The sequence below is a fragment of the Cognatishimia sp. genome (assembly GCF_049116455.1).
Lineage (GTDB): Bacteria > Pseudomonadota > Alphaproteobacteria > Rhodobacterales > Rhodobacteraceae > Cognatishimia.
On the sequence record NZ_JAGDYW010000005.1, the window covers coordinates 655,747 to 675,921 of the forward strand.

Here is a 20,175-nt window from a genome sequence, read left to right on the forward strand (position 1 = left end):
TTGCTTAGGCTCACTTAGGTAAAGACGACGTCACGACTTGAAAGGCCCTCCATGCGCACGCCCATCACCTCTCCAAATGGTACCCCAATCAGCCGCTTCACCTTTGGCACCATGCAGTTTGGCGGCAGGGCAGACGCCAAGGCCAGCCGCGCCATGTTTGACGCCTGCGTTGAGGCCGGGATCAACCATTTTGATACAGCATACGTCTATACCGATGGCGCATCGGAAACCCTGTTGGGGGAGTTTGCAGCCCCCCTGCGCGATCAACTCGTGATCGCCACCAAGGCTGCCTATAAAGGCGGCTCGGGACGCGAAAATCTTCTGCAGGCCTTTGAGACGTCCCGTCAGCGCCTGAATATGGACTACGTCGATATCCTGTATCTGCATCGCTTTGATCCAGAGACAGCACTGGAACAAACTTATGACACGCTGGCCGAGCTAAAGCATCAGGGCAAAATTGGCCATATCGGGGTCAGCAACCACGCGGCATGGCAAGTGATGAAATCCGTGGCTGTCGCCGCCCAGCGCGATCTGACCATCGATATCCTGCAGCCAATGTATAACCTTGTGAAACGCCAAGCCGAGGTCGAACTGCTGCCGATGGCCCATGATCAGGGCATTCTGGTTGCGCCCTATTCGCCGCTTGGTGGTGGATTGCTGACTGGTAAATATACTGGGATTGAAGATAAAGCGACCACCGGCCGTCTTGTTGAGGACAGCCGCTATCACGCCCGGTATGGCCAAGAATGGATGTGGCATGCGGCAGAAAAACTGAAAATACTGGCGGATCAGCACAGTGTGTCTGCCGCGACATTGGCTGTGGCCTGGGTGGCGGCGCATCCAAACGCGCTAAGCCCAATCCTATCCGCGCGCTCTGCTGAGCAGCTCGCACCCTCTTTAGAGGCGATCAATTATAACCTTTCTGCAGATTTATACGCCAAGATCACCGCACTAAGCCCGACACCAGCCCCTGCCACAGATCGTCTGGAAGAAGCTTAATGGTCCGCGAAACCCCGAAAGGCGCGAGCATTGCGCATTCTGGCGAGGATGCCCGTCTTTTTGCCCCGTCCGCAGCGCGCAATCGTGATGTATTGGCGGAATTGATGGCCAAAGTCGCTCCGCCAAGCAGGGACGCATTGGAAATCGCAAGTGGTACTGGGCAACACATCGTCGCCTTCGCTGCGAATTGCCCAGACTTACTGTGGCACCCAACCGATGTCGCAAAAGACCGTCTGAGCAGCATCGATGCCTATGTGGCGGAGGCCGGATTGACGAATGTCGCTCCGGCGCAGCTGCTGAATGCCACCCAATCAGGCTGGTCGCAGAACTTTAACGACCTCAGCTTTGTTTTTCTTGCGAACCTACTACATTTGATTTCAGAAACTGAGGCCAACACTCTGATCACCGAAGCCGCCCAGACGCTCACGCCAGATGGCAAGCTCCTGATCTACGGCCCCTTCATGCGCGACGGGCAATTGACCAGCGAGGGCGATGCACGGTTCCACGAAAGTCTCAAAGAGCAAGATCCCGAGATTGGCTACAAAGAGCTGTCACTGGTCATTTCGTGGGCCTCAGAACAAAAAATGGCGCACATCGAAACTCATACGATGCCCGCCAATAATCTTGCTTTGGAATTTGTGAAAACCGTTTAGTGGGTTTCAACTTTGCAGCTTTTGCCCAGCTGACCAGAACAGTTTTTATTCCCAAATCCACCCTTGTGGACCTTAGGCAAGGCCTTCGCCTCTTTCTCACCTTCGGTCTTCTTGGCTTTTTGGATTTTCTCAACTGTCTTGCCAACATCCGTGCCATAGCTGGCTTCTGGTGTGTCTGTTCCAAACTCAGCCAGCCATACTTCTGGCGTATCAATCACATGCTCACCAAGACCTTCAGCAATCAGCGGGCTTGGCAAAGTCTGCATTTGGTTCAGAGATTGATAGTCGATGGTGTCCATCAACTGCTTGATCGCAGCCTCTGGCGCATGGGCGCGGATTTTCAACACCACGCCACCTCCGAGGGAGGCAAACATATAGCGCATTTTCTCATCACGACGGGCGGATTTGTTTTTGGCAGACAACCAATGCACACCTTCAATCTGGTGAAAATGCTTGTGGTCCTTGGCGTTATAAACGCTGTCACCTTTGCTGGTTTCTTTGACGTTAGACCAGAAATAGCTGGCCCGAGGACGCCCTTCACGCAAACGGTCGAGTGATCGGCCAGAATCGACGACCCAATAAGCTTGCTTCAGGCGTTTCGCCAAAGCATCTGACGGCTCGGCCCGCTCAAGGCGCACATAAATCGAGCTGCGACCATTCAAATAGATGGCAATATCTTCCTCTAGATTTGGCGCATATTCCGAGGTTTTTTCGGCATTCATGCCATCGGGCCATCCAAAACCATTGTGGTAATCATCATGCCAAGAAATGCGTTCCCAACCAGCCAAGATATCCTCAGATGGGGTTGGCAAATAGCTGTTCAATGGCGCGGCTCGCAAAACCTCACGTTCAAGTCGCGCTGTTTCCAATGTCGGATCAGGCAGGCCTTCTGCCATTCCCAGCTTGCTCAGCAAGTGATCGCTATAGGAAACGTCAGAAACTTCATAATCGGCGTCAATCTTAGTCGCTGCATCATAAAGACTGGCAATCTCAGCGGTGCGCCCGCGAAAGCCCATATAGTCGAGCGCAGTCACGGCACCGATGGCGATCACTGCAAAGGCGACAGGAAGATATTTCAACATCCAATTACTCCAAACACATTGGTTCAACCCTTCTCTAAGCGGCGGATTGGGCAGGAAATGGATGGAATTTGGGCAAATTCGGGTCGTTTAGGCCGTTGGGCGGCCTTCAGCGCACCCCGATGATCAATCCAGCTGGTCGATCACAACAGGCTGTGAGGCAGGAACATAATACGCAAGATCATCGTCTGTATCTGCATGGGCCTGAAACACAGCATATCCCACAATCCCCAAACAGGTGAAAATCATAGGCAATACACGGTTCATGGCAGGTGTCCCTTCTGTTGGATTAAACTTTTAAAAATCATCGTGCCGAAATTCAGGACGAAATTTGCCGAAAGCGTGGCAAATCACGTCACGGCATGAAATCGATACCGCACATCGCTGCACTTGCCGCGGTGCAGCACCATTTGTTACACCCAAGCTAAGACGAAGAGGGAGACAGGCATGAAGGTCGTCAGAACGATCACTGAATGTCGCGAAGTGGTTGCAGGATTCCGCCAGGCCAATGAAACGGTCGGACTGGTTCCAACAATGGGTTTTCTGCACGCAGGCCATATGGAATTGGTGGCAACCGCCAAAGCACGCACTGATCGTGTTGCTGTCACGATTTTTGTGAACCCAAGCCAATTTGGTGACGCTTCAGACCTCGACAGCTATCCGCGCGATGAAGAACGTGATCTGGCAATGTTGCGCGAGGCAGGCGTTGATCTTGTGCTGATCCCTGAAGTGATCGACGTCTATCCCGAGGGGGATGAGACCATTGTCGAAACCACGCGCATGGCCAATATCCTGCACGGCGAAGTGCGCCCTGGCCATTTCCGTGGCGTGACCACAGTTGTCGCGCGCCTGTTTAACTTTGTGCAGCCTGACGTCGCTTGTTTCGGTGAAAAAGATTACCAGCAGCTGCAGGTGATCAAACGCATGACAAAAGATCTGGCCTTTCCGATCGACGTTATTGGCGTGCCTATAGTGCGCGAAGACGACGGTCTTGCGATGTCCTCCCGCAATGTACGCCTAGGCGCTGAAGACCGTGAGGCCGCGCTGGTCCTCTCTAGGTCGCTCAATGCAGCAGACGCGTTGGCTGACAAAACCATCGAAGGTCTGCGCGAAATCATCGCCCATACCATCAACGCCGAGCCCCGCGCCACTTTGCGCGGGCTCGACATCGTTCAGGCGGAAACGCTGGCTGACCTCAGCGGCCCCCTGACCTCCCCTGCCGCCGTTATGCTTTCTGCTGAATTCGGCGGTGTCCTCCTGCTAGACCAGAGAGTGATTGCACCATGAGCAAACAAGTCAAAATCCGTCGCACAACCGTGCCTCAAATCGCAGCCCGCAAAGGCGGCGAACCGATTGTCTCGCTAACGAGCTATCACGCGCACACAGCGGCGATTGTCGACAAATATGCGGATTTCATTCTAGTCGGTGACAGCCTTGGTATGGTGATGCACGGCATGGAAAGCACCGTCGGCGTGCCGCTTGATTTGATGATCATGCATGGCAAAGCCGTTGTACGAGGCACCCAAAAAGCATTGATCGTCGTGGATATGCCCTTTGGCACCTACGAAGAAAGCCCCGCAGTGGCCTTCCGCAATGCAGCAAAGATCATGAAGGAAACTGGCTGTGGCGCGATCAAGCTTGAGGGCGGCAAACGCATGGCTGAAACCATCCACTTTCTGGTGGAACGCGGCATTCCGGTCATGGCTCATATCGGCCTGACCCCACAGAGCTCTCATGTGATGGGTGGATTTAAAACCCAAGGCAAAGACAAAGCTGGTTGGGACGCAATCATCGAAGACGCCAAAGCCGTCGCCGAAGCAGGCGCGTTTTCGGTAGTGGTTGAAGGTGTTGTCGAAGAGCTTGCAAATAAGATCACCGAAGCCTGCCCGATCCCAACGATTGGTATCGGAGCGTCAGCGCAATGTGATGGTCAAATCCTAGTTCTGGAAGACATGCTAGGGTTGAACGAATGGACGCCAAAATTTGTCAAAGTCTACGGAGATCTTGGCCCCGCGATTGAACGCGCCGTTTCTGAATATGCGGAAGACGTAAAAACGAGGGCCTTCCCAACGGAAAAAGAAGTCTATAAATAACAAACGCATAAACATGAGGGCCCGCAATTTCGGGCCCTTTTCAATGCAAAGGTTATTTTATGCTAAGTTATTTCCTGCGCGCCGTACCCGTGTGGCGCATTTTTTGGATCTATGTCGTTATAGTTGCAATATTGGTGTCCATTTTCATGGGATATCTTCTGGTCGTTGCCGACACGACAGAGATCGCAAAAGAGCGCATGTATGCCCAAACCGCACGGGTTGTTCTCGCCGGTTTATTGGCGGTTTACCTTTACAACATCTACGAGGGCCTGCGCGCGGCCTCCTACAATGATCGCCTGCCAGGTGTATGGGGTTATCTTGCCATGGCGGTCACAGTAGCCTTGATTCCAGTCACCGCGCATTTTGCCTATGATCCTTGGTATTATAAATTCAAAGTGCTTAATGCCATCTCCAGCATTCCACCCTCCGAAGAACTGTTGGCCGAAGTAGATAACGTCCAATCGACCCTTCCGCGCAAGCTGTCCAAATCCATGGCGATCGAAAATGCTATTTTAAGCAAACGCGACCTGGTGTTTGAAGTGAACGCTGCAGGCAAACTGGGCGACGACGGCGCCAAATTTGCTGAAAAGAAGCTCTGGTCGATGTTGACCGATGGAAATGCGTATTGCGACGAGCTGAAACCGGTTTTTGAGCAAGGCCTTTGGACCGCGGTCTATGAAGTCAGATATGACGACACCACCTTTTTCGCGCGCCTGACACCAAAGCAATGCGCGGAGAATTACGAACACGAATATCTGACAATCAAAAAACGCTTCTAAGGATAGGGGGTGTTGGCGTTAATCCCGCACCTCATCCGCCGCAACGCCCCAAATGTCGGACTTGCGAGCCCAACCTTTGTAACCACCTGCGGAAATGCGGCACCAATCTGGGTCGCATTTCCCAAGGTTGGCGACAACACCGAGTTCAAGTTGCGCCGCGATGGACGTATTTGGCTCTGGCCGGACATTCAGCGGCAGCATATCAGCCTGTACAATGACAGTGCGATTGCCTGAAATCAGCGAATAATGCACCCAACCACCGGCACCATCCCGGTCCTGCACACGCCGCCAGTGGCCGTGCTCTGCAGTGACAACCAATGGCATATTGCGTCGCTTGAAAATCCAATCGATCCGGTGGGTCAATGACGGCCCACGGCGCACATTGGCTTTCGCTGCTTTCAGGCTGACGTAGCGTGGCATTGGCAGATTGGTGACAGGCCCGCGTTTTTGCTCTGCAATTGCAGCGCCGGCGACGAGGACACCCATCGCCGCTGCGATAAACGCACCTGTCAAAGACCGTCTGTTCTTGCCCGAAACCATCTGTCTGCTCATAAAATTGCGCGGGGGTTCTTGTGCCCCGTCTTTCTGTCAGGCACTGTGACAGCAACGCTCTGATTTGGAAAGAACTCTGAGGTATCCCATGGCAAAGCAACGTCTGAGTGTTGTCGTTACGCGACGGTTGCCAGCCCCTGTTGAGGCACGTTTGTCAGAGTTGTTCAACGTGACTCTGCGGTCTGATGACAGCCAAATGCCGCGCATGGAACTGATGCAAGCGGTTGCAGAAGCGAATGTGCTGGTCACAAACCTCAATGATCAGATTGATAGCGAACTGCTATCACAGGCCGGACCGCAACTGAAACTGATTGCAAACTACGGGGCTGGCATTGATCACATTGAGGTCGAAGAAGCCCGTGCAAAAGGCATTTTGGTCACAAATACGCCCGGTGTGATGACCGATGACACCGCAGATATGGCCATGGCTTTGATCCTCGCTGTCACCCGCCGTATCCCCGAAGGCCTCGCACAAATGGAGCGTGGCAAATGGGAGGGCTGGTCGCCAAGCGCGATGCTGGGTGGCCGCGTCGGTGGGCGCAAATTGGGCATACTTGGGATGGGACGGATTGGTCAGGCCGTCGCGCAGCGTGCCAAAGCTTTTGGTATGGAGGTGCATTACCACAATCGCCACCGCCTCCATCCCGGCATCGAAGAACGATTTGACGCCACCTATTGGGAGAGCCTTGATCAGATGATGGCCCGGATGGATGTGTTGTCGATCAACTGCCCACATACGCCTGCCACCTATCATCTGGTCAATGCGCGCCGATTGAAATTGATGAAACCAGATGCGGTTATCGTGAATACATCCCGAGGCGAAGTCATTGACGAAACGGCATTGGCGCGCGCGCTGAAGGCAAATGACCTCGCTGGCGCGGGGCTGGACGTCTATGAAGGCGGCGAAGAAATGGCTGCTGAACTGCGCTCCTTGGGCAATGTTGTGATGCTGCCCCATATGGGCTCAGCTACTTTAGAATGCCGGATCGAAATGGGCGAGATCATCATGCTGAATATCAAAACCTTCGAGGATGGCCATCGCCCGCCAGATATCGTTCTGCCAGAAATGGTGTGATACTTCCGTAAAAACACCGCAATTGGTCTGTGCATTTGCGCAGGAATTGGGTCGAGCCAAGACACCAATTCCAGCATACTCTGCCCATCTTATGATCTAAGCGGAGGCAGACATGGCCCTAGAGACCTTTCTGATATTTGCCCTGACAACTGCGGTTGTCGTGTTCACGCCCGGTGCGGCGGCAATTGCTGTAGCGACACAGGGCGCGACCAATGGCGGCAAACGCGCCTTGGCAGGTGTTGCAGGGATCGCAGGCGCAAATGTGATCTATTTCGTTCTTTCAGCAACCGGCATCGCCTCTTTGATTATCGCCTCTAACCTCTTGTTTCAGATTATCAAATGGGCCGGTGTGGCCTATCTTGTCTGGCTAGGTCTTTCCGCCATATTTAGCGCACAGGGCCCTATCCGCGTCTCAGCTGAGGGTGGTGTGTCTTCTTTGAAACGGCTCTTTAGTCAGGGCTTTGTGATCGAATTCGCCAATCCCAAAGCCCTGATGTACTTCGCAGCAATCCTGCCTCAGTTCATTGATCCTAATCAGCCGATTTTGCAGCAAATATTGATCATGGGAGTGGTCACGCTCTTATTGGATCTCACCTCTTATACACTTTACGCCTTTATGGGAGACCGGATCGCCCATGGTGGCCTCAAGAATTGGGTGGTGTCAGTCATCAACAAATCCGCAGGGGCAGCCTTGCTGTTTGCGGGCTTTCGCATGGCCAGCGTCACAGCCAAGTGACCTAGCGAGCGGACACTGACATGCGGAACTGAAAAACACCTGCCAAAGCCAACAGAAACGCGATGCCTGAGGTTACGGTGCGCGTCTGGTTCCAAAACTGCCATGGGCCAGAATAGTCGTCCCAGATTACCTGCGCCTCCTGGGTCGAGGCGGGAACCTCGACCAATGCCAAGGCCTGGTTCATCGGAACGTTGATCGTCATCGTCAGCATCATGCCCAGACAGAAATAGGTCACACCTGCCCCAGCAAAGAGCCAGGCGCTGGTTTTGGACTTCAGGCGCCACAGCAGCGCAGCGGCAATCCAAAGTGCAAAAGGCGTGCCAAAGAAGGCTGGTGCAAAGGTTGCATTGCGCACCGAAGCATTCATCGCCTGCATGGCTTCAATCGCCACACGCGGGTCCGCTGCATCTAACCCCCACATGGTCGAACAAACCCAAGCATAAAAGAAGCCAAAAATTGCAGCGCTCAAAAGCAGCGCTGCCGACATGGTTAAGATCGTTAGCTGACGCATCATTCCCTCCAATATCCGTACACATCTATACACTTGAGTGAATACGTATCGATGTGTACGGTAATTCGCAAGAGAATTTTGTGAGGCCTTATGAAGGACAGTCGAAAACGGGAACGCCACAGCGCGATTGCAGCCGCGGCCTATGCGTTACTTGCGCAAAAGGGATATTCGGGAACGTCCATGCTGAACGTTGCGAAGGCTGCAAAAGCTTCTAATGAAACGCTTTATCGCTGGTACGGGGATAAACTTGGCCTGTTTTCCGTGCTCGTGCAGGAAAACGCTTCAGAGACCGAAGCGCTGTTAACCAATGCTTTGGTTGACGATCAACCCCCGCTTCAAGCGTTGAAAAGCATCGCGCCGGTTTTTCTAAAAATGCTGCTGGGTGAGCGCGCGATTCTGCTGAACCGCGCAGCTGCAGCCGATCCCACTGGAGCTTTGGGTAAGGCAATTTATGAAGGTGGCCGAGAGGTCATCCAACCACTTTTCGCGCAGCTCATTTCAGCGATCCCCGGCGTAGCGCTGGATGATGTGCCGTCGATGACGAAGATCTTCGTGCACCTGTTGATCGGGGATATGCAAATAAAAAGAGCGATTGGCACCATGGATGTGCCAACCGCCAAAGAGATCGACCTGCATTGCACGCAGGCCTTTGAAGCCTTTCAAATTATCTTAAAGGCCAATGCAGCGAAGCCTTAAGCCACAGATGCCTTGATCGCGCGGATGTTCTCGCCATATGGCGCTGGGTTATCGACACTGCCGCCTTTGAAGACTGCAGACCCTGCAACCAGAACATCAGCGCCTGCTGCTGCCATCAATGGCGCAGTTTCTGGTGTGATGCCGCCATCGATTTCGATGTGGATTGGGCGGTCGCCAATCATCGCGCGCAACTTTTTCACCTTTTCGACCTGGCTGTGAATGAACTTTTGACCGCCAAAGCCCGGGTTCACAGTCATCACACAGATCAGATCGACCATATCAAGCAGGTAATCGATATCCTCGACACCTGTGCCCGGATTAAGAGCCAATCCAGCTTTGCACCCTGCCCCACGAATGGCCTGCAATGTACGGTGAATATGTGGGCCTGCTTCCAAATGAGCCGTCAGAACATCGGCACCTGCATCTGCAAAGGCCTCGATATAAGGATCAACTGGAGAAATCATCAGGTGCACGTCCATCACGGTGTTGATGTGCTTGCGGATCGCAGCACAAAGCGGCGGCCCGAAAGTCAGGTTAGGCACAAAATGCCCATCCATGACATCCACGTGAATCCAATCTGCCCCTTGCGCCTCAACGGCTTCGATTTCCTTGCCAAAGTTGGCAAAGTCAGCGGACAGGATGGATGGAGCGATTTTGACGGAGCGGTCGAAACTCATGGCGGGGTCCTCGGGCCTTTGATTCGTTGGCTGGAAAATGCGCTGAAACCCGCTCAGTTGCAATGAAACCGCTGCAAACGGTGCATAATTAGGCATTTCCGCGCAAAATGCCGCATTGCAGCATTTTCCCAGATGAATTTACTCAATCTGTCACGTTGGCTTGGTAGACTTGCTGCAAATCAAGGTTGACCGCTCCGACGTCGCTACATTGCTTTGAAGACCCAGCTGCGATTGCGGCACATGAATTGAACGAAACTGAATTACGAAACAGGCTGCAGCCTTAGGAAAGTAAAGGACGAACCAAATGAATTTGCTAGTAGACCCAGTCAGCGCAACTGTCGCCGGGTGGCAGTTTTTTGGAAAAACCGTAGAGCAACAACTGCGTGTAAGCATGGTGATCAACCAAGCGATGTGGGCGCCTTTTTCTGCGCCAACCACACCCGCCAAAACCGCGGCTCCGGTGACCTCGCCCGATTTCTCAAGCCAACGCGCTAGCAAGCCCTCGCCGGTCGCCAAGAAAACTGCGCCACGCAAAGCTGCACCGAAACCAAAGGTCGCTGTGGTTAAAGAAGCCGCGAAGCCTGTCGCGAAACCAAAAGCCAAGAGCGTTGCTGCGACACCAGCAGCACCGAAAGCGGTGGCAAAGACTGTTGCTGTCAAACCAGCAGCTGTGAAAGCAACACCGGCGCCAAATCCAACTGCCACTAAGCCAGCACCAAAATCGGCTCCTAAACCAGCGAGCGCCCCTGCCCCGCGCAAAGCGACAAGCGCAAAGAAATCGGCTCTGACTTCAGAGGTGAAACCCGCTGCAAAGTCAAAAGCCGTTCCGCAAGCAAAGACCCCAAAGGCCAACAAGACTAAGGCTGCAGCGGTAAAAGCTGAACCGACCCCCGTACAATCCGAAGGCACAACACGGCGCAAAACACGGCAACCCTCGCAGCCGCCGAAAATGCCTGAAACGCCTAAAAAATAGGCTGTTTCGAATTGCACCGGACGCATGGCGGCTATTCGGGAGGGGGCCTTTCACCTCTCGAAATCAGTTGCTAGGTTGTTTTCAGGGAGGGACAAACCAGTTATGGAGACTGTCCCATGGCAACTGTTGCTATTCAATCCGGCGCAAGCTTTTCTGCACTGCGCCTTCTGGCCAAACCATTCATTGCAATTGGCACTTTCCTAGTGGCTCTCGCAGAATCCAGCTCTCGCATGCAGCTCGTGAACCAATTGAACGCCATGAGCGACGCGCAGCTCGCCGAAAAAGGCCTGACCCGCGAAGATATCGTACGTCACGTCTTTGCTGACCGTATGGGTCTGTAATAAAGGCTGCCGTCAGGCATTAAGCATGAAAAAGGGCGCTTCGGATTAACCGAGGCGCCCTTTTCTCATTTCATCGCAACGAAGGCGTTATTCGTCGTCTTCGTCCAACACGCGCACTGCACCGAGCGATGCGTTCGCAACATGTGCGGCGTAGACTTTCAGCGCCTTAGAAACCGCACGTGGACGACCTTCGGCTTTCCAAACTTTTTTGTCCGCCTGCGGGTGGTTGGCGCGACGTTGTGCCAGTTCTTCTTCGCTAACATCCAGGTGGATCGTGCGGTTAGGTACGGAAATCTTAATCTTATCGCCGTCTTCTACCAGTCCGATCACGCCCTTCTCTGCCGCCTCAGGGGAGGCGTGGCCAATCGACAGACCCGCTGTACCGCCCGAGAAACGACCGTCTGTCAGCAAGGCACAGGTTGTGTCGAGCTTTTTGGATTTGAGATACGCGGTTGGGTAAAGCATTTCCTGCATGCCCGGCCCACCTTTCGGACCTTCGTAGCGGATGACCACAACTGAGTACGGTTTCACTTCGTTCTGCAGGATGCCATGCATCGCGTCTTCCATGGATTCAAAAACCTTCGCGGTGCCTTCGAATTCATACATCTCTTTGATGACGCCAGCGGTCTTCAGGATACAGCCCTGTTCGGCGATGTTGCCGAAAAGAACGCATAGGCCGCCTTCTTCGGAATAGGCGTTTTTAAAGTCGCGCACGCAGCCATCTTCGATGTCGACATCAAGTTCAGTGTACATACGCGACTGGCTAAAGGCCTGTGTGGTGCGCACGCCGCCCGGCGCCGCGATGAACATATCATGCGCTTCGTTACGTGCGCTTTCACGGCGAACGTCCCATTTATCAATGAACTCACCCATTGTGCGCTCGTGTACAGTGGCGACTTCACGGTGGATTTTGCCTTCACGGTCAAGTTCGCCCAGAATACGCGCGATGCCGCCTGCGCGATGCACGTCTTCCATGTGGTACTTCGGCGTGGATGGCGCGACCTTACAAAGGTGCGGGATTTGGCGGCTAAGACGGTCCATGTCGGCCATGGTGAAGTCAATCTCGCCTTCGTGGGCGATCGCCAGAAGGTGCAGAACCGTGTTGGTAGATCCGCCCATCGCGATGTCCAGCGCCATTGCGTTCTCGAAAGCTTTGAAGTTCGCGATGCCACGCGGCAGCGCGGTTTCGTCGCCGTCTTTGTACCAACGTTCACACAGATCGATGATCTTGTGACCGGCTTCTTTGAAGAGGCCTTCACGCTTGGAGTGTGTCGCCAGCAAAGATCCGTTACCCGGTAGCGCCAGACCCAGCGCTTCGGCCAGACAGTTCATCGAGTTCGCGGTGAACATACCAGAGCAAGAGCCACAGGTTGGGCACGCAGAGCGTTCCAGCTTCTCAACGTCTTCCATGCTGCGGTCTTCGTCGGTTGCCCCAACGATGGCAGTCACGAGGTCGGCCTTTTGCTCGCCATCCTGCAAGATCACCTTGCCGGCTTCCATAGGGCCACCAGATACAAATATCGCAGGGATGTTCAAACGCATCGCGGCCATCAACATGCCCGGAGTGATCTTGTCACAGTTGGAAATACACACCAGCGCGTCCGCACAATGGGCGTTCGCCATGTATTCAACCGAGTCAGCGATGACTTCGCGGGACGGCAGGGAATAAAGCATCCCGTCGTGGCCCATAGCGATACCGTCGTCCACCGCGATGGTGTTCATCTCTTTGGCAACACCGCCCGCTTTTTCGATTTCGCGCGCAACAAGCTGGCCCATGTCTTTGAGGTGCACGTGGCCTGGCACAAATTCCGTAAAGGAGTTCACGACCGCGACAATCGGCTTACCAAAGTCCTCGGTTTTCATACCGGTCGCACGCCATAGGGCACGAGCTGCGGCCATGCGGCGGCCGAATGTAGACGTTTTGGAACGAAGATCTGGCATATCGCTATCCTCTGAAACTTAGCTGATAAGGTCTGGCTTCATCGGGTGCCACCCAAATGAAAGATTTGCAAGTGAAATGGGGTGGAATCTTGCGAATTCCACCCCATTTTTGAAACGTCTTTTGTTTAACGCTCTATCGCGGCAGTTGGCTGGCCTCGCGTGCGAGGGCCTCGATACCCTCCCAATCACCGGCTTCCATCAATTTGGAAGGAGCAACCCAGCTGCCGCCACAGCAAACAACGTTGGACAGGGATAGGTAGTCACCGGCGTTGGATGGGCTCACACCACCGGTCGGGCAGAAAGTTAATGCTTGCAATGGCGAGCCCATGGCTTTGAGCGCAGGTGCGCCACCATTTGCTTCGGCAGGGAAAAACTTCAGCATCGTGTAACCGCGTTCCAGCATATACATCGCTTCGGTTGAAGTTGCGACGCCCGGCAGGGTTGGCAGGTCTTCGGCTTCGCAAGCATCGAGCAACTTATCTGTTGCGCCTGGCGACACGCCGAAGGTCGCGCCTGCGGCTTTAGCAGCTTTCACATCGGCTGGGGATAGCAAGGTGCCAGCGCCAACAACGCCACCTTCAACCTTCGCCATTTCAGCAATCGCCTCAAGCGCACATGGGGTGCGCAATGTGACTTCTAGCGCGGGCAAACCGCCACGCACCAAAGCCTCAGCCAATGGGCGCGCATGAGCGACGTCGTTGATGACGATGACCGGCACAATTGGCGCCAATTCGCAAATCTCGCGGGCGGCTTTGCTGGCCTCTGAAGGGGAAATCGTCATGTCGTCAGGCTCCGAATACTGAGGCGCCTGTGTCGGCAGAGCCAACAGAAGCGCGGAAGGCTTGGAACAGTTCGCGCCCAACCCCGGCTTCATTGCCAGAAAGGTCCGCGACTGCAGGTTCGCGGTCAAGTACACCGCTTGTTACAATTTGTAAATCACCCGCAAGTGCATCGACCCGCACGATGTCGCCATCCTGCAGGTATGCGATGGGTCCACCGTCGAGGGCTTCTGGACAGACATGGATTGCCGATGGCACTTTGCCAGAGGCACCAGACATGCGCCCATCTGTAACCAAGGCAACCTTTTGGCCCCGCCCCTGCATGATCTGCAAGAAAGGCGTCAAACTGTGCAGTTCAGGCATGCCGTTGGCTTTGGGGCCCTGGAAACGCACAACGATGATGACGTCCTCGGTCAATTCACCGGCTTTGAAAGCAACTTTAGCCTCTTCTTGATCGTGGAAGACCCGCACCGGAGCCTCGACCACGCGATGTTCAGCTGCGACGGCAGAGATTTTCATGACGCCTGTGCCAAGGTTGCCTTTGAGATGCGAGAGGCCACCACTTTCTTGGAATGGATTTTCAAGCGGTCGCACGATTTTCTCGTTCAAAGATACGCTTGTTCCTGGGCGCCATGTCAGGCCGTCCTCCCCTAAGAAGGGTTCAGCGGTGTAGTTCTCAAGCCCCTCACCAGCGACGGTTTTGGTGTCTGCGTGCAGAAGGCCGCCATTCAGCAACTCGCCGATCAGATAGCCAAGTCCCCCTGCGGCGTGGAAGTGGTTCACATCGGCAAGACCGTTTGGATAGACACGTGCCAGCAGTGGGATGGTTTCTGAGAGGTCCGCGAAGTCCTGCCAGTCCAGGATAATGCCACCCGCGCGGGCCATGGCCAGAAGGTGAATAAGCAGGTTTGTAGACCCGCCGGTCACCATCAGGCCAACGATGCCGTTCACAAAGGCTTTCTCATCTAGGATATCGCAGGTCGGGGTGTAGTTATTGCCTAGTGCTGACAGGGACAGCGCACGCAGAGCGCCTTCTTTGGTCAACTCGTCGCGCAACTCGGTGTTTGGGGTCACAAAGGACGAGCCCGGCAGGTGCAGCCCCATGAACTCCATCAACATCTGGTTGGTGTTTGCGGTGCCGAAGAAGGTGCAGGTGCCCGGACCATGATAGGCCGCCATTTCAGAGGCCATCAGCTTGTCACGCCCGCATTCGCCCTTAGCGAACTCCTGACGAACCTTGGCTTTGTCGTCGTTGGTAATGCCGCTGGTCATCGGACCTGCGGGCACAAAGACCGCTGGCAGGTGGCCAAAGGCTTGTGCCCCTATCACCAAACCCGGCACGATCTTATCGCAGACACCCAAATAAACCGCGGCATCGTAGGTGTTGTGGCTAAGCGCGATGCCTGTCGCCATGGCGATCACATCGCGAGAGAACAAACTTAGCTCCATGCCCGCCTCGCCCTGCGTGACGCCGTCACACATGGCTGGTACGCCGCCTGCGACCTGCGCGGTGCCACCAGAGGCGCGTACCGCATCGCGGATCAAGGTTGGATAGCGCTCAAACGGCTGGTGGGCTGAGAGCATGTCATTATAGGCCGTGACAATCCCAAGATTGCCGGCAGTTTTCGTCGCCATAGCCTCTTGGTCAATACCAGCGCCCGCATAGGCATGGGCCTGTCCAGAACAGGACAGATGCGCCCGGCTTGGACCTTTGGATTGGGCTGCGGCCATGCGGTCAAGATACGGGCGTCGCGTCGCTTCGCTGCGAGCGATTATCCGGTCTGTGACGGCTTTTAGGGTGGCATTCAACGTCATTGTCGAGCTTCCTATCTAACGCGCTTACGCGCCATTCCAGTCTATGACGCTTACGCGCCGATCGAACGCCAGCGGCGTCCATCTTTGTGCATCAAAAGCAGCGCATCTTCAGGGCCTGCACTGCCCACGTCATATTGCTGCGGTTTCATATTGCGCTCGGTCCAACCCGCAATGATCGGATCAGCCCACGCCCAAGCGCTTTCGACCTCATCGCCGCGCATAAAGAGCGTCTGGTCACCCCGGATCACGTCCATGATCAGGCGCTCGTAGGCATCCTGTGGTTTGGCTGAATCCTTAAGGCTGTCAGCGAAGGTCATGTCGAGAGAGGCTTCGGTCAGGCGCATACCGCCAGGCCCTGGGTCTTTGATGGTGGTGTGCAACGTCATGCCTTCATCAGGCTGCAAACGGATCACCAGCACGTTGCCCTGAGGCGTTTCTGTGCCCGGGAAAATCATATGAGGCGGATTGCGGAAGAAGACTGCGATTTCGGACTCGCGTTCGCGCAGGCATTTCCCCGTGCGCAGATAAAACGGTGTGCCCGCCCAGCGCCAGTTCGCAACTTCCACTTTCATCGCGATAAAGCTTTCGGTGGCGCTATCCGGATTTCCGGCATGATCTTGGTAGCTGCCCTGCTCACCAGAAGCGCGGTATTGGCCACGCGCGATATCATCAACGGGAACCGGCTCGAGCGCTTCAATGATCTTTAGCTTTTCGTTGCGCACGGCGTTTGGCGTAAACTTTGAAGGTGGCTCCATTGCCGTCAGGCAGAGAAGCTGCATCAAGTGGTTCTGCACCATGTCACGCATCGCACCGGACTGATCGTAATATTCGCCGCGCCCTTCCACAGAGAGTTTCTCGGCAACAGTGATCTGTACGTGATCGATCTGGGAGGAGTTCCACAGCGGTTCAAACAGAGAATTGGCAAAACGCAATGCCATCAAGTTTTGCACCGTTTCTTTCCCAAGATAATGGTCGATGCGGTAGATTTGATGTTCTTCAAAACATTCGCGCAATTCGGTGTTCAATGCTTTGGCAGAGGCGAGATCATGGCCAAAGGGTTTTTCGACAACAATCCGGCTGTCTGGTGTTGCGATCCCATTCTTTTCTAAACGACGCGCAATGGGACCAAAAAACTTAGGGGCAACTGACAGGTAAAAGGCGCGCACCGTATTTGGGCGCACCGCAGCAGCCAAGGCATCCCAGCCTCGTTCTCCGGTCGCATCGATCGAAATATAGTCGACCAGTTTCAGAAACTCTTCGAGTTGCGCCGGATCGGTTCCTGGCTCGTTGACGGCTTCTTTGACTTTGGCTTGAAAAGCATCACGTTCTAAATCGGAGCGCGACACACCCAGTAAGCGGCTATCAGCATCAAATTGTCCGGCCACAAACCGATGGAAAAGCCCCGGCCAAATTTTACGCCGCGCCAAATCACCTGTTGCCCCGAAAAGCACCAGATCAAAAGCATTCACCGGTATGACACGTGAGACCATATTGACCTTTTACAGACCAAATGGCCTGCCTATCCTTTATTTCGTGAACCCTGCGCTCTTGGCAGAACCCCTGTTGATCCTGTTCGAGCCACCTAAGTTTAACAGTGTTAGACTTGAAAAACGACTCAAATATGATAGCGCTAACATATTTTCAGACACTTCAATTGCAAGCTTTAATTTTACTTACGAAAATTAAAACCTGCACACCGCAATTGACGGATTTAGTTGAAGCGTTTTGAAGGCGTCAGCTTTCTTTAGACAGCCGACGTTTCGCACCAGGCTGCGATCCCTGCTGTCAGATCCGCAGCATCGAATGGCCAACCGCTAGCCCAGCCAAGTTGGTCAATTAATGCAATTGGCGCATCGTCCCCCTGCTGCGCGACAAGTTCGGCAATGAGATCAGCCTTTGGGTCGCTGACAATTCCGCCCCGTAGCGCATGGGCAAACCACGCGGCCACAGCCTCCATCAACGCCGGAGAGGAAAGCCCCGGTTCTTGCCGATCCTCTGCGGCTGAGATTAAACGAACCGGTACCTTTAGACTTCCATCCATCGCAATCTGGCGCAGTTCGTGCCGGATTTCGGGGACTTTGAACCGCTCAATGAGGGCCTCACAATAGGATTGGCAACTAGGCTGAATATCTGCCGGCAGGGTAGCTATCGCCTCTCCCCAAAGCGCGTCCACTTTTTGGCGCAGAATTGGATCAGAAATGGCTTCGTGAACATAGGTATGGCCGCGCAACAGCCCACCGTAGGCCAACAAACTATGGGACGCGTTCAACAAGCGCAGCTTGCGGGCCTCGTAGGGCGCCACCTCTGTAGAGATGACCACACCGACCTGATCCCATGCGGGACGTTGCGTTGCGAAATCATCTTCGATCACCCACTCAGAAAAGACTTCGGTGATCACGGGCTCTGGCTCTGAGACTCCCGTCAGGGCCGCGATTTCGTCGCGCGCCGCATCTGTGGTAGCTGGCGTGATGCGATCAACCATTGTGCTTGGAAATGTCACCGAAGCTTGCAGATAGCCCGAGATATCAAGCTCTGCAGCGGTGGCAAACTCAGCAACGGCGAGTTTCAGCAAGGCACCGTTGTCCGATAGGTTATCACAACTGATCACTGTCATCGGCGCCTTGGTGGCAGCGCGTTTGGCAAGACCTCGTGCCAAAAGGGCAATGGCCGTTTGTGACGTCCCTGCTCGAAGGTCCGACTGGATCGCAGGGCTATCTAAATCAAGGCGCCCATCCGTTCCAAGTCCATAGCCTTTTTCGGTAATGGTTAAGGTGACGATCTGCACATCCTGATCAGCAATCTGATCTATCACGGCTTGAGGATCGTCCTTTGCAACAAGAATATCCTCATGCACATTCATCGCTTCTATGCTCGTGCCATCAGGACCTCGCAGCCCCAGTGAATAGGCGAAACTCTGTGGCGCAAGCGCATCCTTCAGATCGCGTCGGGACATTGAAACGGCGGTAATCTTCCACAAAGCCCCATCTTGAGCCCCATGCAAATCATTTGCGCGCTGGGTATAAAACGCCTGATGTGCACGGTGAAAGTTTCCGAACCCAAGATGCAGAATGCGCGGCATAATTAGAGCTCCAACTTGTAAGCATCGACAGCAAGGTCGCGGGCCAGCAATGGGGCCAGCATTTCAGCATCTTTCATTGCAAAAACACCGCGTTCAACCTGATCATTTAGGTGCAAGCTGACCCCACGCCGCCACAGATCATGGCGTGCCGGGATCGATAAAAATGCCCGTGTGTCATCATTGAACCCTGCAAGGTTCCAATAGCCGGCTGTCTCGACCACATTGTCAAAATAGCGCCGAATGCCATTGGCACTGTCATGGAACCACCAGGGTGGGCCAAGGCGCAGGCAAGGCCAGTGCCCCGCCATCGGAGCCAACTCGCGTGCATAGGTGCTTTCATCCAAGGTAAAGGCCAAAAGACGGAAATTCGGGTGATTTCCAACGCGGTTCAGCAAAGCCTCAAGCCCATTGGCCCAATCGATGGCCACAGGAATATCAGCCCCTTTGTCCAGGCCAAACTTTTCCAGAACCTCAGCATTGGTCGACCGTTTTGCCCCGGCATGAAACTGCATCACCATGCCATCCTCTGCCGACATTTGCGCCATTTCAACCAACATATGACCGTAGTAACGCACAGCATCTGCATGGCTTAGGCTGCCTTTTACTGCTTGCCCATGCAGCGCCTCGATCTCTAACCGATCAAGCCAGCAGGTGTATATCTGTGGCACATCGTGATCTGTCGCAGTCGCCCCAAGTGCACGGAAGGCGGAACGGCGTTTGCGCAACGCTTCTAAGAAGCCCGCATAGTTTGTCACATCACAAGCGGTCATCGTCGCCAAGGCCTTAAGGTTTTCAGCATGACCGGCCCGCAATGGATTCAACACATCATCGGGGCGGAACGTTGGGATCACTCTGCCCTCCCAACCGGATGCGCGGGTTTGGGCGTGTGCATCTAACGTGTCCAAAGCCATATCGGTGGTCGCCAGCAATTCGATGTTCATCGCCTGCATCGCTTCGCGTGGTTTAAGCGCATGCAGGCGCAGCTTTTCCGAAATTTCATCAAACACCAGGTCGGCCGTATCAGCCGAAAGAGCGGTCTGCACGCCAAGGGTTTTGGTCAGTGTATACTCCAGCCACGCGCGGCTTGGTGTGCCCAAATAGAGATGCCAACGCTCTGCGAACAAACGAAAAATCTTTCTCGGATCACGATCCGCTTCGGCAACGCCAATGCCCAGATCCTCAAGGCGCACCCCTTGGGAATACAACATGCGAAACACGTAGTGATCCGGGACCACCAACAAGGTCGCCGGATCAGGAAAAGGCTGATTTTCGCTAAACCAAACCGGATCACAATGCCCATGCGGGGACACAATCGGCAGGTCACAAATCTGTTCGTAGATCTCTGCGGCTTTTGTGGGCAGAGCCCCATGTGAGTTTGTCATGTTGGGTCCTGACAG

General features: G+C 54.4%; 21 protein-coding genes. 9 read left to right on the plus strand and 12 right to left on the minus strand.

The window, feature by feature from the left end:
- Window positions 1-51: 51 nt before the first annotated feature.
- Together JXQ85_RS15125 and JXQ85_RS15130 are read left to right on the plus strand one after the other, a co-directional pair.
- On the plus strand, window positions 52-999 hold the full coding sequence (locus tag JXQ85_RS15125) for an aldo/keto reductase (RefSeq protein WP_421749782.1): 948 nt from the start codon (window positions 52-54) through the stop codon (window positions 997-999).
- Window positions 999-1,652: a DUF938 domain-containing protein gene (locus JXQ85_RS15130; RefSeq protein ID WP_421749783.1), complete on the plus strand. Its 654-nt coding sequence runs from the start codon at window positions 999-1,001 to the stop codon at window positions 1,650-1,652. Before JXQ85_RS15125 ends, JXQ85_RS15130 begins: the two co-directional genes overlap by 1 nt.
- On the opposite strand, the gene JXQ85_RS15135 is transcribed toward JXQ85_RS15130, so the two are convergent.
- Together JXQ85_RS15135 and JXQ85_RS15140 are read right to left on the minus strand one after the other, a co-directional pair.
- The gene (locus JXQ85_RS15135; RefSeq protein ID WP_421749784.1) at window positions 1,649-2,734 is read right to left on the minus strand and encodes a hypothetical protein; all 1,086 of its coding nucleotides are present in this window, start codon (window positions 2,732-2,734) and stop codon (window positions 1,649-1,651) included. The genes JXQ85_RS15130 and JXQ85_RS15135 overlap by 4 nt on opposite strands.
- 123 nt (window positions 2,735-2,857) lie before the next feature.
- Window positions 2,858-2,998, minus strand: a complete 141-nt coding sequence (locus JXQ85_RS15140; protein WP_421749785.1) for a hypothetical protein — start codon at window positions 2,996-2,998, stop codon at window positions 2,858-2,860.
- A gap of 180 nt (window positions 2,999-3,178) precedes the next feature.
- Between JXQ85_RS15140 and panC the strand changes: the two genes are divergently transcribed.
- From panC to JXQ85_RS15155, 3 genes are all read left to right on the plus strand, one after another.
- Window positions 3,179-4,018, plus strand: a complete 840-nt coding sequence (gene panC, locus JXQ85_RS15145; protein WP_421749786.1) for a pantoate--beta-alanine ligase — start codon at window positions 3,179-3,181, stop codon at window positions 4,016-4,018.
- Window positions 4,015-4,824: a 3-methyl-2-oxobutanoate hydroxymethyltransferase gene (gene panB, locus JXQ85_RS15150; RefSeq protein ID WP_421749787.1), complete on the plus strand. Its 810-nt coding sequence runs from the start codon at window positions 4,015-4,017 to the stop codon at window positions 4,822-4,824. Before panC ends, panB begins: the two co-directional genes overlap by 4 nt.
- Window positions 4,825-4,970: 146 nt before the next feature.
- A complete protein-coding gene (locus JXQ85_RS15155; RefSeq protein WP_421749788.1) occupies window positions 4,971-5,603 on the plus strand; it encodes a hypothetical protein in 633 nt (210 codons plus the stop codon).
- 18 nt (window positions 5,604-5,621) lie between these two features.
- Here the strand turns inward: JXQ85_RS15155 and JXQ85_RS15160 are convergent, their stop codons facing one another.
- Window positions 5,622-6,155 (minus strand): SH3 domain-containing protein, encoded by a 534-nt coding sequence (locus tag JXQ85_RS15160; protein WP_421749789.1) that lies wholly within the window; start codon window positions 6,153-6,155, stop codon window positions 5,622-5,624.
- An 88-nt stretch (window positions 6,156-6,243) separates the two neighbouring features.
- On the opposite strand from JXQ85_RS15160, the gene JXQ85_RS15165 reads away from it, so the two are divergent.
- Both JXQ85_RS15165 and JXQ85_RS15170 read left to right on the plus strand, forming a co-directional pair.
- Window positions 6,244-7,230: a 2-hydroxyacid dehydrogenase gene (locus tag JXQ85_RS15165; RefSeq protein WP_421749790.1), complete on the plus strand. Its 987-nt coding sequence runs from the start codon at window positions 6,244-6,246 to the stop codon at window positions 7,228-7,230.
- A gap of 112 nt (window positions 7,231-7,342) precedes the next feature.
- Complete coding sequence (locus tag JXQ85_RS15170) at window positions 7,343-7,966, plus strand: LysE family translocator (RefSeq protein WP_421749791.1); 624 nt, start codon at window positions 7,343-7,345, stop codon at window positions 7,964-7,966.
- A 1-nt stretch (window position 7,967) separates the two neighbouring features.
- On the opposite strand, the gene JXQ85_RS15175 is transcribed toward JXQ85_RS15170, so the two are convergent.
- Window positions 7,968-8,477: a DUF1772 domain-containing protein gene (locus tag JXQ85_RS15175; protein ID WP_421749792.1), complete on the minus strand. Its 510-nt coding sequence runs from the start codon at window positions 8,475-8,477 to the stop codon at window positions 7,968-7,970.
- A gap of 90 nt (window positions 8,478-8,567) precedes the next feature.
- Between JXQ85_RS15175 and JXQ85_RS15180 the strand changes: the two genes are divergently transcribed.
- The gene (locus tag JXQ85_RS15180) at window positions 8,568-9,173 is read left to right on the plus strand and encodes a TetR/AcrR family transcriptional regulator (RefSeq protein ID WP_421749793.1); all 606 of its coding nucleotides are present in this window, start codon (window positions 8,568-8,570) and stop codon (window positions 9,171-9,173) included.
- On the opposite strand, the gene rpe is transcribed toward JXQ85_RS15180, so the two are convergent.
- Together rpe and JXQ85_RS15190 are read right to left on the minus strand one after the other, a co-directional pair.
- Window positions 9,170-9,850 (minus strand): ribulose-phosphate 3-epimerase, encoded by a 681-nt coding sequence (rpe, locus tag JXQ85_RS15185; RefSeq protein WP_421749794.1) that lies wholly within the window; start codon window positions 9,848-9,850, stop codon window positions 9,170-9,172. The two genes, JXQ85_RS15180 and rpe, sit on opposite strands and share 4 nt — an antisense overlap.
- A 150-nt stretch (window positions 9,851-10,000) precedes the next feature.
- A complete protein-coding gene (locus tag JXQ85_RS15190; protein WP_421749795.1) occupies window positions 10,001-10,849 on the minus strand; it encodes a hypothetical protein in 849 nt (282 codons plus the stop codon).
- Window positions 10,850-10,939: 90 nt separating this feature from the next.
- Here JXQ85_RS15190 and JXQ85_RS15195 point away from each other — a divergent pair, with 90 nt between their 5' ends.
- Window positions 10,940-11,164 carry a DUF1127 domain-containing protein gene (locus tag JXQ85_RS15195; protein ID WP_421749796.1) on the plus strand — a complete coding sequence of 75 codons (225 nt, stop codon included), beginning with the start codon at window positions 10,940-10,942 and terminating at the stop codon, window positions 11,162-11,164.
- Window positions 11,165-11,251: 87 nt separating this feature from the next.
- Here the strand turns inward: JXQ85_RS15195 and ilvD are convergent, their stop codons facing one another.
- From ilvD to uxaC, 6 genes are all read right to left on the minus strand, one after another.
- Window positions 11,252-13,105 carry a dihydroxy-acid dehydratase gene (ilvD, locus tag JXQ85_RS15200; RefSeq protein WP_421749797.1) on the minus strand — a complete coding sequence of 618 codons (1,854 nt, stop codon included), beginning with the start codon at window positions 13,103-13,105 and terminating at the stop codon, window positions 11,252-11,254.
- Window positions 13,106-13,238: 133 nt separating this feature from the next.
- Window positions 13,239-13,886, minus strand: coding sequence for a bifunctional 4-hydroxy-2-oxoglutarate aldolase/2-dehydro-3-deoxy-phosphogluconate aldolase (gene eda / locus JXQ85_RS15205; protein WP_421749798.1), 648 nt, complete (start codon window positions 13,884-13,886; stop codon window positions 13,239-13,241).
- A gap of 4 nt (window positions 13,887-13,890) precedes the next feature.
- Window positions 13,891-15,699: a phosphogluconate dehydratase gene (gene edd, locus JXQ85_RS15210; protein ID WP_421749799.1), complete on the minus strand. Its 1,809-nt coding sequence runs from the start codon at window positions 15,697-15,699 to the stop codon at window positions 13,891-13,893.
- Window positions 15,700-15,749: 50 nt separating this feature from the next.
- Window positions 15,750-17,189 carry a glucose-6-phosphate dehydrogenase gene (gene zwf / locus JXQ85_RS15215; protein ID WP_421749800.1) on the minus strand — a complete coding sequence of 480 codons (1,440 nt, stop codon included), beginning with the start codon at window positions 17,187-17,189 and terminating at the stop codon, window positions 15,750-15,752.
- Between the two features lie 254 nt (window positions 17,190-17,443).
- Complete coding sequence (locus tag JXQ85_RS15220; protein ID WP_421749801.1) at window positions 17,444-18,778, minus strand: mannitol dehydrogenase family protein; 1,335 nt, start codon at window positions 18,776-18,778, stop codon at window positions 17,444-17,446.
- Window positions 18,779-18,780: 2 nt separating this feature from the next.
- Window positions 18,781-20,160, minus strand: a complete 1,380-nt coding sequence (uxaC, locus tag JXQ85_RS15225; protein ID WP_421749802.1) for a glucuronate isomerase — start codon at window positions 20,158-20,160, stop codon at window positions 18,781-18,783.
- Window positions 20,161-20,175 lie beyond the last annotated feature (15 nt).

Coding starts and splice junctions, on each gene's coding strand:
- eda (WP_421749798.1), bottom strand. CDS start 13,886: ATGACGATTTCCCCTTCAGAGGCCAGCAAAGCCGCCCGCGAGATTTGC.
- JXQ85_RS15160 (WP_421749789.1), bottom strand. CDS start 6,155: ATGAGCAGACAGATGGTTTCGGGCAAGAACAGACGGTCTTTGACAGGT.
- JXQ85_RS15125 (WP_421749782.1), top strand. CDS start 52: ATGCGCACGCCCATCACCTCTCCAAATGGTACCCCAATCAGCCGCTTC.
- JXQ85_RS15165 (WP_421749790.1), top strand. CDS start 6,244: ATGGCAAAGCAACGTCTGAGTGTTGTCGTTACGCGACGGTTGCCAGCC.
- JXQ85_RS15155 (WP_421749788.1), top strand. CDS start 4,971: ATGGGATATCTTCTGGTCGTTGCCGACACGACAGAGATCGCAAAAGAG.
- rpe (WP_421749794.1), bottom strand. CDS start 9,850: ATGAGTTTCGACCGCTCCGTCAAAATCGCTCCATCCATCCTGTCCGCT.
- JXQ85_RS15220 (WP_421749801.1), bottom strand. CDS start 18,778: ATGCCGCGCATTCTGCATCTTGGGTTCGGAAACTTTCACCGTGCACAT.
- zwf (WP_421749800.1), bottom strand. CDS start 17,189: ATGGTCTCACGTGTCATACCGGTGAATGCTTTTGATCTGGTGCTTTTC.
- JXQ85_RS15140 (WP_421749785.1), bottom strand. CDS start 2,998: ATGAACCGTGTATTGCCTATGATTTTCACCTGTTTGGGGATTGTGGGA.
- JXQ85_RS15130 (WP_421749783.1), top strand. CDS start 999: ATGGTCCGCGAAACCCCGAAAGGCGCGAGCATTGCGCATTCTGGCGAG.
- ilvD (WP_421749797.1), bottom strand. CDS start 13,105: ATGCCAGATCTTCGTTCCAAAACGTCTACATTCGGCCGCCGCATGGCC.
- JXQ85_RS15135 (WP_421749784.1), bottom strand. CDS start 2,734: ATGTTGAAATATCTTCCTGTCGCCTTTGCAGTGATCGCCATCGGTGCC.
- JXQ85_RS15180 (WP_421749793.1), top strand. CDS start 8,568: ATGAAGGACAGTCGAAAACGGGAACGCCACAGCGCGATTGCAGCCGCG.
- JXQ85_RS15170 (WP_421749791.1), top strand. CDS start 7,343: ATGGCCCTAGAGACCTTTCTGATATTTGCCCTGACAACTGCGGTTGTC.
- JXQ85_RS15195 (WP_421749796.1), top strand. CDS start 10,940: ATGGCAACTGTTGCTATTCAATCCGGCGCAAGCTTTTCTGCACTGCGC.
- JXQ85_RS15175 (WP_421749792.1), bottom strand. CDS start 8,477: ATGCGTCAGCTAACGATCTTAACCATGTCGGCAGCGCTGCTTTTGAGC.
- JXQ85_RS15190 (WP_421749795.1), bottom strand. CDS start 10,849: ATGCGTCCGGTGCAATTCGAAACAGCCTATTTTTTAGGCGTTTCAGGC.
- edd (WP_421749799.1), bottom strand. CDS start 15,699: ATGACGTTGAATGCCACCCTAAAAGCCGTCACAGACCGGATAATCGCT.
- panC (WP_421749786.1), top strand. CDS start 3,179: ATGAAGGTCGTCAGAACGATCACTGAATGTCGCGAAGTGGTTGCAGGA.
- uxaC (WP_421749802.1), bottom strand. CDS start 20,160: ATGACAAACTCACATGGGGCTCTGCCCACAAAAGCCGCAGAGATCTAC.
- panB (WP_421749787.1), top strand. CDS start 4,015: ATGAGCAAACAAGTCAAAATCCGTCGCACAACCGTGCCTCAAATCGCA.